This is a genomic window from Kitasatospora sp. NEAU-69 (assembly GCF_057158765.1).
Genome location: NZ_JBWXUE010000042.1, coordinates 1 through 13259 on the forward strand (window position 1 = coordinate 1; position 13259 = coordinate 13259).

Here is a 13259-nt window from a genome sequence, read left to right on the forward strand (position 1 = left end):
CCTGCGTTCCGCGTAATTCGGCTGGTCTAGAGGGTCCGATGTGGTGAAGTGCCTGGTCAGCTGGTCCGGTGATGCCACACGGCCTGGAGCTTCCTAGAGAAACGCATCCGATCTGAGAGTCATTGACTGCATGGCTCAGGCGTGTATGGTCTAGAGCGATGTATGTGAAGACGACGAGTCGGAAGACCAAGAGCGGTACTGTCCGCTACCTGCACCTGGCCCACAACACCTGGGACGCAGCGGCCGGGCGGTCGGTGCCGAAGCTGCTGTACGGCTTCGGCCGTGAGGATCAGCTGGACACCGACGCGGTGCGCCGCCTGGTCGGCTCGCTGTCCAAGCTCCTCGATCCGGCTGCCGCGCTGGCGGCCACCGCCGAGGCGAACACGGAGCTGGACTTCGTCGAGTCCCGTCCCTTCGGCGGCGCGTATCTCCTGGACCAGCTGTGGCACCGGCTGGAACTCCCGGGCATCGTGGCCGCGTTGGGCACCCGTGGCCGGGGCCGTCCACGCAACGTCAAGGCCACCGAACGTGCCCTGTTCGCGCTGGTCGCCAACCGCGCGCTGGCCCCGTCCTCGAAGCTGGCGGCCGCCGAGTGGGTCAACCACGACGTGCACATCGACAGCCTGGACCGCATCGACGACGACGCCTGCTACCGGGCGATGGACTGGCTTCACCAGATACGCGAGAAGCTGGAACGGCAGGTCTTCGACTCCGCCGCCCACCTGCTCAACCTCGAAGTCGACCTGCTGTTCTTCGACACCACCAGCACCTACTTCGAACTCGAGGACGCCGACCTGCCCGTCGCCCGCGACGAACACGGCGTCCCCCTCCCCGAAACCGGCGACGGCGACGGCGACGGCGACGGCGACGGCGCGAGCATGCGCGGGTTTCGGACCTGGGGGAAGTCGAAGGACTCCCGCGACGACCTGCCGCAGATCGTGATCGGGATGGCGGTGACCCGTGACGGGATCCCGGTGCGGGTGTGGTGCTGGCCGGGCAACACCGGCGACTCCGCGTTGATCCGCCAGGTCAAGGACGAGATGCGGGACTGGACCCTGTCCAAGATCGTGTGGGTCGCCGACCGGGGCTTCGCCTCCGCGGCCAACCGCCGCTACCTCCGCTCCGGCGACCACCACTACATCATCGGCGAGAAACTCCGCTCCAACTCACCCGAGATCAAGGCCGCACTCTCGCGGCAGGGCCGCTACCAGGACATCGCGCACAACATGCGTGTCAAGGAGGTGAAGGTCTCCGAGTCCGAACGCTTCGTGATCTGCCACAACCCCGAAGGCGCCACCCGGGACGCGGCGATCCGCACCCAGCTGATCGCGCAGCTGAGCGAACTGATCGAAGACAGCGACGCCCTGTCGGACTACAAACGCGGCGAACTGCGCGGGAAGATCACCGCCAAACCCGGCCTGAACCGCTACCTGCGGACCACCCCGGCCGGCAAGCTCCGCATCGACGCCACCAAGGCCAAGGCCGAGGCGAACCTCGACGGCAAGTACCTCCTGCGCTGCAGCGACCCGAAACTCTCGGCCGAGGACATCGCGCTGGGCTACAAGCAACTCCTCGAAGTCGAGCGCGGCTGGCGGGACATGAAGCAGATCCTCGACCTCCGCCCGGTCTACCACCGCCTCGAAGAACGCATCCGCGCCCACGTCATCCTGTGCTGGCTCGCCCTGCTGCTGATCCGCATCGCCGAGACCACCACCGGGACGACCTGGCCCACCATCCGCCGCGAACTCGACCGGCTCCACCTGGGCACCTTCACCGGCCCCGCCGGCACCTTCCGCCAGCTCACCGAGCTCACCCGCACCCAGCGCGACCTGCTGGGCAAGCTCGACATCCCCGCACCCAAGAAGATCGTCGAACTCACCCCCGAAACCCGCTGACCAGCCACAACCCCCACGCCTAGAGACACGCCCCCACGGCGTATCCAGCCGCATTTCCCCAGGCCACAGCACGAATCAATGCTCTAGGCGCCGCGAATTATGCGGAACGCAGGAGTGGCAGCGCCCGGCACGGGAATGCTGAACTGGTATGGCAACGGGTCGCCTGGGCCGGAGGTTTGGTCTCGACAGCCGCGCTCCTACCAAGAGGCCCGTTCCTCTACGCCCACCGACCGGCCGGCGCGACCCGTTCGAGATTTCCTCAGAGAACTGATCTCTCGGAGCAGTCTGTCGCGGTGGACACCATCACACCCCTGGCGGGATGGCGAACGGGTCGTACTCCTCGGGCATGAAGCAGCCGTAGTCCTGGAGTGGCTGCGGATCGTTCAGCACGATGTGCTTGCGCTCGCCGGCAGGTGAGAGTCCGTCTGGGCGGTCCAGAATCCGTTGGCCGGGGAGTCCGGTGGACGCTGGTGCGTCGGCTGCGAGTCGACCGAAGCGGTCCAGCAGGGCCCACACAGCATCGTAGACATCGCGGATGTCCTCGGCCGCTCTCTCCTCGGTGATTTCAGGGGAGGCTTCGCGGTACGCCGCACGGGCCGAAGCGACGAAACGCTCCGGATCGACGATCACTACGTCCTGACGCATCCGAACGCTGATCGTCATACCCGCCGTCGGGACTGGCATCTCATCCACCGGCCCACGGTACTGCGTTGGAAGCGCGACCGACCGGGGCACTCACAACCCGACCCCACCGAACACCACCCGGTCACCACCACGCTCTCAACCAGATCGCCCCTGCTAACAGATGACTCGGCCCTCCCTGCCGGCGTTCTCGCCCTTCCCTCCAAGATCATTCACGGAGTCCGGGCAGAGCCTTGAATACGGTTCTGGCCGCACTTCCGTGAATGATCTTCAGGTAGGCCGCGAGGGCTGTGGTCAGCTCGTTCGGGCGCTCTTGTGCAGCGCGGCGCTCGCGCGGAAGCGGATACGGCCGCAGCGGTCCTTCACCTCCTCGGTCGCGTCATTCGGGCAGCAGCAGTGCCGGGCCGGCCAGGCCAGATCGCCAGGATCCAGCCAGAGTGCCACGCGCCCACGGTGACTGCGGCGTCGGGCAGGTGGTGGCCGGTGCGCTCGGCTGCAGCCAGCCAGTTCAGGAACTCGCCCCATCGCGGCCAGTCCGCCGCCGGCAGCGCAGGCAGCAGCTCGGCGTCGACCTCGGCCTCAGGCGGCGGGAGTCTCCTACGCCTCGTCGTCCTGCTGCTCGGCCTCGTGCCGGGCGTCGATGTAGTCGAGCATCTGCCAGCGGGCGGTGTCGTAGCCGGGCTCCTGGTGCCAGGGCAGCACGGTCTGCGCGACCACGTTCCAGGCGTTGAACAGGTCGCGCTCGCACTGCTGGCGCTCCCGGGCGTCGGCGAACTGGTCCCGGGCCAGCTCCTTCAGGCGTAGGCGGGCGCAGCGGGCAGCCCACACCACCAGCCGCCCCAGTGAGACCGCCATCCGGAACCGGGCGGAGCCGGCTTCGTAGCCCTCGTGGGTCTGCGCCTCCAGATGGGGAGCGATGAACAGGAGGGCCGCATCGACGTCGGCGAGCGTGATGTCGACGGCGTACCGTGGCTCGGCGGACGTGCGGGCCTCGGTCACAGGTTCCCCTCAGGTCGGGCGGCCGGTCGGACGGGTCGTCATGTCTGTTTCTTCGCACGGGATATCGGGATCTTATCCGATGATTCCGTGAACGATTATGGCCTGGTGAGGATTCGAGTCCGTAGCAGCCGGAAGCCGGCTCGGCCGTATATGGCCCTCTTGATCGTTTTCACGCGATTGACATGGCCTTCGACCTTGCCGGAGCTCCATTCGTGGGTGAGCCTGGCGGTGACGGCGTCGAAGTCCTGGCGGAGGAATGCGGCGAACTTGGCGACCGGGAGGACGTCGGACTGTTCGGCTCGACGGATCCAGGCGGGCAATAGTTGGCCTCGGCGGTTGCGGACGAGGTCCGTGAAGGCTCGGGCGAGGTCGCAGGCTCGGGCGATGTCCGGGCAGGCAAGGCGGGCCCGGTCGAGGTGCTCGACCTCTTGGTTGCTGAGGTGCTCGCGGTTGCGCATGATCCAGGAGGTGATTTTGCGTGGGCTCGGGATTTCCGCTGGTGCGGCTGGGGCTGTGCCAGCTTTCAGGGTTCGGAGGTAGGGGGTGAGCGTCGAGTAGCCGCCGCGGAATCCGCGTTCGCTGATCTGCTGAAACAGCGTGCGGCCGTTGGTGATGCCTGCGGCGTACTGCTGCTGCAGGAATGGCTTGAAGATATCCAACTTCTCGGGGCGGTCGCGGGCACTGTCGAGGAGGTGGTCGAGGCTGGTGTCGCGGTAGCGGCGGACCGTCTTGCGGTCGAGGCCGAGGCGGCGGGCGATGTCACTGAGCGGGTGGCCAGCCGCGACCATGCGCGTGACCTCGGCGTGGTGCTGGAGAACGCGCTGCACGATGCGTGTGGGCGGCAGCGCGTCCACCAGCGGCATCTGGATCGGGCGGTCGCCTCCCCGTTCGGCGTGCTTCTTCAGGCATGCGCGGTGCTGGTGGCAGGTCTTCTCGACCGCGCGGGAGAGGTTCTGGAGCAGGTGCCAGCGGTCCGCGATCTCCATGGCGTCCGGCGCGGCTTCCTTGATCGCCTTCGTGTAGGCGCTGGCTCGGTCGCGGCAGATGATCTACGCTCCGGGGTGCGCGGTGAGCCAGGCCGCGAAGGTCTCCGAGGTGCGGTCGGGCAGGACGTCGACGACCCGCCCTGCCTCGATGTCGACCAGGATGGTCCCGTACCGGCGCCCGCGGCGGAAGGCGAACTCGTCCACGCCCAGCACCCGAGGGGCCCGCTCCGGCACGACCGGCGCCTCCAGCAGTTTCAGCAGACGGGTCCGGCCCGCCGTCAGGCTCAGCTTGCGGCACGGCCGCTCGCCGGCCCGACCGCCGAGCTCGACGGCCACCGTCGTCAGCCACTCCTTCAGCCCGAGGCTGGAACGTCGGTAATGCTCCGTCAGTCGGCCGACCTGCTCGACGAACGTCTTGCGAACGCACGATTTCCGATCGCAGAAGAAGCGCCGGACCCGCAGGCGTACGACCAACTTCAGCCCGCCCAAGGGTCGTTCGGATAGGTTGCGGCGGTAGGTCGAGTGCACTCTTCGTCCCCGCCATCGGCAGCTCGGACAAGACGGTGGTCGTCCGCAGGCCGCAGCGTCGACGAACAGCATCGCGGCGGTGACGCTTACGCCCTCCATCCGCACATCGATCCCGGGAAAAAGCACGTCTTCGATCGAGGAGGCCCCCATGATCGATTGCTGCCCCGAGTGAACATTCCTGCATTCACCCCCCCTGACCTGCGTCTTTCACGGAATCGCGGTCAGAACCTTGAATGGCTCTGGCGCGAGTTCCGTGAAAGGCCAGGGTCGGCCCCGCGAGGGCGCTGGCTGGCCGAACCGGCCTCTGTAGGAGCGTGACTGCGCTAGAACGCGACAGCCGACAGGTCGGTAGCGACTTCGACGGCCTGGTAGCCGTAGGTATCCGCCGCGTCGACGCGCAGCATGAGACAGAATCGATCGAGGGACTCGACCTCCCTGGCGAGGCGCTTGTAGTCGCGCTTGAGCAGGTGCACCGCCGCGCGGTTGGCGATCGCCGACTGCCCCATGATCATGAGGACCGGCTGTGCCGACTGGGGAGGGGTGAATTTCGCGACCAGTGCATGGTCCGTTCGTCCCTGCTTGTGGAGGAAGCGCTGACCATCGGCCGTGAAGTCGCCACGCTGGTTGACCTTCACACCAGGCAGGTGCCTCGCCAAGTACTCGACGTTGCGTCGGTTCGAACCCAGGCCACCGATGCTGAGCTCGGTGCGATCCCCGTTCAGCTCAGGTGCTTCTGCCGCAACGAGGGAGAATCCGCACCCTGACTCCTCGGCGAGCATCGCAAGTTCGATGATCGCGTAGACGTCACCGTGCTCGGTGACGGTGGGCATCTGCCAGTGGCTGTTCAGGATGATGACGCACGGTACTCCGGGCCGCAGGCCGAGCAGCGCCTGCTTCCGGTGCAGGATGCGAGCGGTGCTCACACGCTTCCAGGCCCATACGGACCCGCCGCTGACGACGCTCGTGATCAGCCCGATCACGACATTCAGCACTGCATCCGACACGGAGCCCCCGCCCTCGCCGTGGCAACACGATCTGATGGTCGGTGAGCCAGCCTACTGATCAACGCCCCGTGGGGCGTAGTGATTCGGCGGCTCTCGCCGGGGAATGTCAACGAGGCCTATCAGTGGCGGTCGGCCGACGGATCGCGTCCGAGTATGAGAGAGCCGCCAGTGGAGATCATCAGGACGCGAGGAGTATGCGCTTGCGCAGGAGGTCGAGCTTGGCGCGTCCGAACATCTGCCTCTCGAGCATCTTGATCCGGTTGACGTGATCCTCGACCGGACCTGAGTTCCAGCGCAGCGTGAGGCCGGCCATGACCGCGTCGCAGTCCTTGCGCAAGCCGGTGGCGAAGCCTCGCAGCTCGGGCATGGTGCTCGCCTGAGCGTCTGCGGTCCACTGTTCGAGTTCTTCCTGGCCGCGCCGGTTCACGAGGTTCGAGGCGAACCGGGAGACGAGGTCACACGCGTCGCCCAACTCCACGCAGTGGAGACGTAGTTCCTTCAGGAGGACCTGCTGTTCCTCGGACCGGTGGTCGGGGTGGGTGAGGATCAGCCCGGTCACCTCGCGGACTTTGGAGACCGGCGGGCGGGTGGTCGGCTTGGCGTTCTCGCGCAGCCTGTGCACGAAGCGTCCTATCGTGCGCTCGCTGACGGCCAGGCCGCGCTCGGTGAGTTCACGATGGAGCCGAAGTGCGCTGTGGCAGCCCTAGTTGAACCGGGCGATCAGGTAGGCGGTGTGGCCCTGCAAACTGGTCTGCCGCCCGCCCGAGGGCCCCGCGCCGATCAGCTCCTCCGCAGTGGCGGCCCCCATGGACTTCCGTACCGTCTTCGGGTCCAGGTGCAGTTTGGCGACGATCTGGCTGTGCCCCATGCCCCTGTCCATCAGCGCGTGGACGGCGGCTCACCCGTGTGGAGGCCACCAGCCGACCATGACGTGGTCCGCCTCAGTAGAGGTGGCGGCGGCCCGTAGGCCGGCGATCGCGGGGTCTTGTACGACCAGCTTCATCGTGGTGTCGGTAGTGAGCCGGCGGACCAGGTCCGGCCATGTGGTGTCGGTCAAGATCGCGGACTGCGGCACCCGCGCCTCGAACGTCAACGGCTGCGTGGCCGAGACTACGAGCGGTGCGCCCGGCTCCGGTGCGGTGACCTCGGCGCCGAAGGCCACCGCGAGCAGGCCTTCCGGGCCGGTGAACTCCAGCACGGGGCCCTGCGGCCCGAGCGGAGGCGCCAGTCGGATGGGCGCCGCCGTACTGCTGCCCAGCGCGACAGACGCCCTGACCACGAGGTCCCCGCCGGATTGTCCGTTCACGCCCAGCACCGTGAGCTGCGGGCCCTCGGGCCGCGGCAGGCTCTCGGGCGCCGACGGCCGAATGTTGGCCTCGTGCGCCAACGCCCAGCTGGGGCGCGTCCCGGTCAGGTTCCGTTCCTCCCACTCCTCGTTCGCCTCAAGGTGGAGCGGTCCCAGGTACTCCCAGGGGTCCAGTCCCTGATCGCGCATCGCACGCTCGGCGCGCCAGTGGATGAACCGCGAGTGCGGGGCGCCGAAGACCATCCGCTGATCGAACTCGATGTCGGCGGACTCGGCCAGCCACTTCACCAGGAGGCCGGTGATACTCAGCTCGAACTCGACGAAGGGGCGGTACCGCTGCCACACGACCACCGGCCACTGCTCGGGGACAGGCCCTGTCGTGCGCCAGTAGACCGCTCCTGTCAGGTCTCCGTTGATGTCCACCATGCGTAGGCCGCACAGCAGGGCACCGGGCGCGGGCCAGAGGGGATAGTCGGACTTCGTGTGTTCGAGACAGGCGGTCTTTTCGGGGGTCGGGGTCATCTGGCCCACGGAGGGGATCCCGGAATCGTGTTCGGCGCCGGTCGGCGGGAGAACCATCAGGCACTCGTCGATGGTGCCGACCCCGTAGTTGGCGATGAGGTCACGGAAGTCAGCCGGCAGCCGACAGCCCAGGTCCTGCTCGACGGCTTGCCAGTCGACCCGGTCCCCGTCCTCTGGCCCGGGCGGCATGAGCGCCTTGAGGCGCTCCACGTCAGGGTGCACAGTCGTTGTCCTCCACAGCCACGCGAGCATGAGCCGCTCACCCTACGACCCCGCACTCGGCCGCGCAGTGGTCCGCGACCAGAAGCCGCTGCAACGTCTTGACCTCCTCGCACCCGGCACCACACTGCAGGAGTTCCTCGACCTCCTCAACGGCCGGGTCTTCTTCTGGCTCACCCGCACCCGCCTCGATACGCTGCTCGGCGCCAAAGCCGACTGGGACCACCCCCAGGCCGACCGCCGACCTCCGCGGTTGCCACCGCGTTCACCATCTTCCGGTGACCGGCGAGGAACCCGCCGAGCTGCCTGCCGGTGGGCCAGGCCCCAGACCCCCCAGCGTTCCGTCATCACTGCAACTGACCACGACCGGGCGCTCGTTCACCACCGCGGCGGCCACGTCCGTCACGAAGCGCTCACGATCGGCGTACAGCTGCGCAACCCGCGTCCAGGACCTGCCGCAGCCGGTGGTCGAGATGGGCGCCGGTCGCCCGACAGCTGGTCGGACTTCGCTGAGAACGATCAAGCGTCGTTGAGGCTGCTCAAGGTCCACAGGTGCAGTGCGTCCCCCGCTTCGGAGACTGTGTACCAGGTGCCGTCGCCGATTGCCTCGGGGCTGCCGGATATCGGGAACGGGCCGGTGATCCGGGCTGTCACCCGCATCCGCGCCACGTCCACCAGCCAGTGCAGCTCGATGCCCTCGTTCGCGTCGGTCGTCCCGGTGATGACGGTCTGCGCATCGAGGAAGCTGCCGGTGTAGTCCCACCACACATCCTCCGGGTCCTCGTAGGACGGAGCGATGGTCTCGGCCGTCAGCTCGGCCGCGACCGAGCCGTCCGAGACCCGGTACAGAACGAGTGCGTCCTGTTCGTCGGTGACCGCCAGGATCCGGTCACCGGACGGGCTCACCGCGAGCAGGACCCGGTCGCACCTCCCGATTTCCTCGAAGGTCAGTTCTTCCCCGTTCCAGCGGCCCCACAGCAGCGGCTGACCGTCCTGGCCCATGTTCACGCCCAGCCCCATCTGCCCGGGAGACGGGTGCGACCGGTGCCGCGAATCGCTGGCCGTCGTGTGCGTGTCCACCCGTCCCAGCACCCGCCCGTCGGCGGCGTCCACCACGAGCCACTCGTCGGTCAGGTCCACCTCCTCCTCATGCGGCGCGGGGTGTCGTCGGACGTGGGCCCAGACGATCGATCCGTCGGTGGAGAACACCGCGGAGCCGCTGTAGGGGTACCTGTTGTCATGGGAGTTCGCGTACTCGTCGAACGAGGTGTGCAACACGCGGCAGCCGTACTCCCAGCAGCCATGCCCGATCTCCCACCGCACCGCCCCCGTGGGGTCCACCGCCCGCAGGGCGTGGACCCCGGCGAACACGGCGAGGTCCCGCCGCGGTGCCACCGTCGCAGTGCCGAACGGGCGCGGCCAGGGAGCGGGGAAGCGTGTCACCGCCGGCTCGCTCGCGCCGCTGATCAGCTCGTCCAGGTCGTAGGCGACCAGCGCGGTGTCGCCCCGCTGTACCAGCAGCCGCCGGTCCGGCCAGCACAGTATGGACGGGGCATCGGCCTCGGACGGGTTCAATGGCGCGGCCAGCGTGGTGATGAGGCGAGCGACGGCGGTCACGGCGTCTCCGGTGCAGGTGATGTTGCGGGCACCCTACGGCGGATGGCTGACAAAGTGTCACGGAGGGGGTGAACCTGACCGGGCTCGGTACCTGGACCGTGAGCCCGATGTCGTAGGTGTAGCCGCTGTAGCCGAACCGTTGTGCGCTCGGCGTGCGCTCGGCGTGGGCGTTGGCGTGGGCGTGGGCGTCGGTGCCGGGGACGGGGGCGGTGTTGGGCTGCTCGTGCTGGGATCGGGCGCCGCTGTGCTCGGGGGCTGCTGCTCGGGGTGGCAGTGTGGGTGCTGCCACAGCCGGCGACCGCGAGGATGGCAGCTGAAGCCGCCGCTTGCGGCGAAGGCCTTTGCGCTGAGGGCCGTCATGATGGCGCCTCGATCCTGCTGTGACTGACGCCGGCGCCGAGAGTTTCCCATACTGCGGTAGCTGACTGTCGATGTGGCATGTACGCTGCGTTCTGCTGGTGTGGCAACAGCCGGGATCCGAGCCCGCTCCGTGGGGGAGTGTGCCTATCGGACCGGTCCGCCCGGGCAGGGCCCGGCTGAGCTCGTGGGGGAGCGTCAGCCGGGCCGTCTGGGGGCTCCGGTGTCCGCCGCACGTCGGCAGGCGGCCTTCCGTGCGTCCGCGCATGGACCGTGGGGGCGGAACCAGCGGACCTGGCGAGGTGTCAGCTGAACCTGTTCGGGAACTGCTCCATGATGCCGCAGGACAGCATGTCCGCCATGCCGAGGAACTGCAGGTGAACGGCGTCGTGGTCAGCGATGGTGCTCTCCCGGGTGCTGCCGAAGACCGAGGTCGATCCGTACGCGGCAATCCGCCGTGACGCGCGCTCTGGCCCGTCGAATCGCGCTCTGCAGCGGAAGTACGCCGTTGGCCTCCTGACGGTGAAAAAGGCGCTGGATTCCGCGTGGCAGGAGCCGTGCAAGAAGCCGGCGCCCAGGGCGACTTGGATGGATCTGTTCGAGCCTTCGATCGACCGCGCCGGCACCCTGGCGGCGTTCCGCCACGGCCGCTTCGCCGTCGTCGGCCACGACGGGGTGCCCTGGTCGCCTTCCGGGGACCTGGACCACTTCGAGACCGTTGCGCGCCTGGACATCCTCGACCTCATGCCGACAACTCGAAACCGTGTGAGGTCCTGTACGACACGGCGTCCTCAACTGCCCGTTTATTCCGTGCATATCGGCGGGTATCACGATGTTCCCGGCCTCAAGCCCCACCGGTGGATGGAGTACACGTGACCACGGCAGTTCCTTCCGACAACCAAGCGATCCTGAAGTATCGGATCTCCTTCACCACAGGCCCCGACCTCACGGGAACGTTCGAGCGCATGTCGGGCACCAGCGTGGTTGGGGACAGCTACTACTGGGGGAAGCCTGAGCCCAAAGGCCCCCTCGCGGGCGAGTACATGCACGACAAGGACCCGGAGAAGCAGACCATCAACCTCCTGGCCAACGCGGTCTACGCCCGACTGGGATGCCAGGACGACAGCGACTACCTGCTCAAGATCTCGGCCCAGGTCACCGGCGGCAGCATCGAGTTGTACTCCGACAAGGGCCCCTGCCACTCCTGCCGGGCGATCCTCAAGCAGTTCCTGGAGGACTACCCGCTGATCTCCTGCGTGGTGACCTACCGCAAGACGAACGGACGGGGCGGGTCGATCCGGGCCCTCGAACCCGCCGGAGGCAACCTCTACGGCTCCTATGGCTACGAGGACGCCGTGGAGGTCAAGGGCGCCTGGTGCAAGAGCCTGCGCTGAGAAGCGATTCCCAAAGCGGACGTAGCTTCAGGCTTTCGCTGTTCAGACATGTAGTCGTCGCTGGGTAGGCAGGCTCGATCCGCTGTGTTCACGCTCGTCGTGTGCGGAGGTGGCGGATGCCGTCGGTGCTGGGACCGCTGGAGGAACGCGAACGGGCGGCGCTGGCCCGGGTAGAGGAGCTGCGCGCCGAGCTGGAGCGGGTCCAGGCGGGGGTGGCGGAGGCTGAGGAGGCCGCGCGGCGCGCGGTCGTCGCCCGCGAGGAGGTCGTCGATGCCCTGGCCGCCGCGCCGGGCGTGCCGGAGACCGGGGCGGTGGAGGTTGTGGGTGGTGTTGCGGCCAGGGTCGAAGTCCCGCCGTGGCATCAGGGGTTGGATCTTGCGGTACTGCCGGGTGACTGCGCGGCGATCGTGGCGCTGGTCGAGGACGACGCGGCCGGTGGCGGGGGTGGCGTGCGGGCCTGGCGGATGCGCGATCATCTGAGCTGGCAGGCCACTGATGCGCGCGAGCAGGCCGCTCGGTTCCGTGCCAAGCGGCTGGTGGAGCGTGGGTGGTTGAGCGAGGAGGGGTCGGGGCTGTTCAGGCCGCAGCCGGCGCGGACCGGCTGAGGCGGCGGGGTACGGGGGGTGCCTTGGCAGGCCAGTGGACGAGGCGGCGTGCGGCTCGCGGTGGCCCGCCGCACTCACGGGCCCGCCACCGGCAGCGACCGTCAGAGGGTCTTCGCGCTGCAGTCGTTCAGCACGACGCGCGGCTGCTCGTCGCCGACCGGCAGGGTGGCGTTGACGACCTCGGCGATGCGCTCGTAGCAAGTGACCGCCAGTGCCCACGTCTCGACCTTGTCACCGCTGCCCGCGTACACGGTGCGGCGCAGCGCGTTCAGGAGGGCGATGACGCTGCGGCCGGACAGGATGTTGTCGCGGGAGGCCTCCGGCGCGGGCCCGCTGGGCCGGGGCTGGTGGGACTGGGCGGGCTGGTCGAAGTGCTCGGCCTTGTCGACTTGGGTGGTGAGGAAGTCCCAGGTGTGGGGGTGGCATGAGATGGCGAGGGTGTTCACCGCGGCGGCCTTGAGCAGCGTGGAGACGTGGGTGGGCCAGGCGAGCGCTGCGGGGATGAGGTCGGTGACGCCGCCGGCCTCGGCGTCAAGGGCCCCAGTGGAGGTCTGCGCGGCGGTCGGCGACTCCTCGGCAGGAGCGGCGGGGGCGAGCTGGCCGAGCAGAGCGATCAGCTGGTCGGCCTGGTCGATGGTGAGGCTGGCCTGCGCGGGGCGGCGTTCCTCGACGGACGGGTTGTTCTCGGACACGGTGCTTTCCTTCGCGGGCGCAGGGGTGGTGGGTATCGGCTCAGCGACGGTGTCGCCGACCCGCGGCAGGGGGTCGGGCGCCTGCCACGCAACAGGGACGGTCTCGGGGCTGGGTTCACCGTTTGGTGCAGGCCCGGCGGAGTCCACCCCGGAGGCCGTGGTGGCCACGGCCTCGATGGGTCCCGCCTTCGGCTCCGACTGGGCAGCCGCGAGCCGGGCCTGGTGCAGTTCGCTACGGGCTTCGGTGAGCTGGCGCTGCAGCTCACGGTTGTCCCGGTGGGCCAGCTTCGCTTCCTGCTGCTCCCGGGTGAGCGCGGTGATGATCTCGTCGCGGTGTTCGCGCAGGCCGTCGGTGACAGCCTTGAGTAGTTCGGTGCGCAGGTTGTCGCTGCCGGAGCGGAGCTCGGTGAAGCCGTTGCCGACCTCGGTCCGCAGCAGATCGACCTGGCGGGCGGTGCCCATCAACTGCCCTCCCCTTGTGGATACGGCACGG

Annotated in this window: 14 protein-coding genes and 2 pseudogenes; 5 read left to right on the forward strand and 11 right to left on the reverse strand. The window is 68.4% G+C overall.

The window, feature by feature from the left end; genetic code table 11:
* The first annotated feature begins 158 nt into the window (after window positions 1–158).
* Window positions 159–1895 (forward strand): IS1634 family transposase, encoded by a 1737-nt coding sequence (locus tag AC060L_RS32620; RefSeq protein ID WP_483799747.1) that lies wholly within the window; start codon window positions 159–161, stop codon window positions 1893–1895.
* Between the two features lie 303 nt (window positions 1896–2198).
* Here AC060L_RS32620 and AC060L_RS32625 read toward each other — a convergent pair whose 3' ends face one another.
* The 9 genes and pseudogenes from AC060L_RS32625 to AC060L_RS32665 all read right to left on the reverse strand — a co-directional run bounded on the left by AC060L_RS32625 (window position 2199) and on the right by AC060L_RS32665 (window position 8104).
* The gene (locus tag AC060L_RS32625; RefSeq protein WP_483802594.1) at window positions 2199–2588 is read right to left on the reverse strand and encodes a hypothetical protein; all 390 of its coding nucleotides are present in this window, start codon (window positions 2586–2588) and stop codon (window positions 2199–2201) included.
* A 243-nt stretch (window positions 2589–2831) separates the two neighbouring features.
* Window positions 2832–2981 carry a hypothetical protein gene (locus AC060L_RS32630; RefSeq protein WP_483802595.1) on the reverse strand — a complete coding sequence of 50 codons (150 nt, stop codon included), beginning with the start codon at window positions 2979–2981 and terminating at the stop codon, window positions 2832–2834.
* Window positions 2982–3134: 153 nt separating this feature from the next.
* On the reverse strand, window positions 3135–3536 hold the full coding sequence (locus AC060L_RS32635; RefSeq protein WP_483802596.1) for a hypothetical protein: 402 nt from the start codon (window positions 3534–3536) through the stop codon (window positions 3135–3137).
* A gap of 95 nt (window positions 3537–3631) precedes the next feature.
* The gene (locus AC060L_RS32640; RefSeq protein ID WP_483802646.1) at window positions 3632–4399 is read right to left on the reverse strand and encodes an ISL3 family transposase; all 768 of its coding nucleotides are present in this window, start codon (window positions 4397–4399) and stop codon (window positions 3632–3634) included.
* A 36-nt stretch (window positions 4400–4435) separates the two neighbouring features.
* Window positions 4436–5200, reverse strand: a pseudogene (locus AC060L_RS32645) (ISL3 family transposase); the annotation flags it as partial.
* Between the two features lie 173 nt (window positions 5201–5373).
* Window positions 5374–6054, reverse strand: coding sequence for a hypothetical protein (locus tag AC060L_RS32650; RefSeq protein ID WP_483802597.1), 681 nt, complete (start codon window positions 6052–6054; stop codon window positions 5374–5376).
* A gap of 178 nt (window positions 6055–6232) precedes the next feature.
* Window positions 6233–6676 (reverse strand): ISL3 family transposase, encoded by a 444-nt coding sequence (locus AC060L_RS32655; protein WP_483802598.1) that lies wholly within the window; start codon window positions 6674–6676, stop codon window positions 6233–6235.
* Between the two features lie 81 nt (window positions 6677–6757).
* On the reverse strand, window positions 6758–6922 hold the full coding sequence (locus AC060L_RS32660; RefSeq protein ID WP_483802599.1) for a hypothetical protein: 165 nt from the start codon (window positions 6920–6922) through the stop codon (window positions 6758–6760).
* A 30-nt stretch (window positions 6923–6952) separates the two neighbouring features.
* The gene (locus AC060L_RS32665; RefSeq protein ID WP_483802600.1) at window positions 6953–8104 is read right to left on the reverse strand and encodes an SMI1/KNR4 family protein; all 1152 of its coding nucleotides are present in this window, start codon (window positions 8102–8104) and stop codon (window positions 6953–6955) included.
* A 28-nt stretch (window positions 8105–8132) separates the two neighbouring features.
* Here AC060L_RS32665 and AC060L_RS32670 point away from each other — a divergent pair.
* Window positions 8133–8321, forward strand: a pseudogene (locus AC060L_RS32670) (DUF7002 family protein); the annotation flags it as partial.
* 299 nt (window positions 8322–8620) lie between these two features.
* On the opposite strand, the gene AC060L_RS32675 reads toward AC060L_RS32670, so the two are convergent.
* On the reverse strand, window positions 8621–9718 hold the full coding sequence (locus AC060L_RS32675) for a hypothetical protein (RefSeq protein ID WP_483802601.1): 1098 nt from the start codon (window positions 9716–9718) through the stop codon (window positions 8621–8623).
* Window positions 9719–10489: 771 nt separating this feature from the next.
* Here AC060L_RS32675 and AC060L_RS32680 point away from each other — a divergent pair.
* From AC060L_RS32680 to AC060L_RS32690, 3 genes are all read left to right on the forward strand, one after another.
* Window positions 10490–10951 (forward strand): hypothetical protein, encoded by a 462-nt coding sequence (locus AC060L_RS32680; RefSeq protein WP_483802602.1) that lies wholly within the window; start codon window positions 10490–10492, stop codon window positions 10949–10951.
* 89 nt (window positions 10952–11040) lie between these two features.
* Complete coding sequence (locus tag AC060L_RS32685; protein WP_483802603.1) at window positions 11041–11469, forward strand: deaminase domain-containing protein; 429 nt, start codon at window positions 11041–11043, stop codon at window positions 11467–11469.
* Between the two features lie 116 nt (window positions 11470–11585).
* A complete protein-coding gene (locus tag AC060L_RS32690) occupies window positions 11586–12074 on the forward strand; it encodes a hypothetical protein (protein WP_483802604.1) in 489 nt (162 codons plus the stop codon).
* A gap of 101 nt (window positions 12075–12175) precedes the next feature.
* Here the strand turns inward: AC060L_RS32690 and AC060L_RS32695 are convergent, their stop codons facing one another.
* Window positions 12176–13228 carry a hypothetical protein gene (locus AC060L_RS32695; protein ID WP_483802605.1) on the reverse strand — a complete coding sequence of 351 codons (1053 nt, stop codon included), beginning with the start codon at window positions 13226–13228 and terminating at the stop codon, window positions 12176–12178.
* Between the last annotated feature and the right edge of the window lie 31 nt (window positions 13229–13259).

Excerpts from the sequence above, each read along its gene's own strand:
- AC060L_RS32620 (WP_483799747.1), top strand. The coding sequence starts at position 159 with ATGTATGTGAAGACGACGAGTCGGAAGACCAAGAGCGGTACTGTCCGC.
- AC060L_RS32640 (WP_483802646.1), bottom strand. The coding sequence starts at position 4,399 with ATGCCGCTGGTGGACGCGCTGCCGCCCACACGCATCGTGCAGCGCGTT.
- AC060L_RS32660 (WP_483802599.1), bottom strand. The coding sequence starts at position 6,922 with ATGGGGCACAGCCAGATCGTCGCCAAACTGCACCTGGACCCGAAGACG.
- AC060L_RS32685 (WP_483802603.1), top strand. The coding sequence starts at position 11,041 with ATGTCGGGCACCAGCGTGGTTGGGGACAGCTACTACTGGGGGAAGCCT.
- AC060L_RS32690 (WP_483802604.1), top strand. The coding sequence starts at position 11,586 with ATGCCGTCGGTGCTGGGACCGCTGGAGGAACGCGAACGGGCGGCGCTG.
- AC060L_RS32695 (WP_483802605.1), bottom strand. The coding sequence starts at position 13,228 with ATGGGCACCGCCCGCCAGGTCGATCTGCTGCGGACCGAGGTCGGCAAC.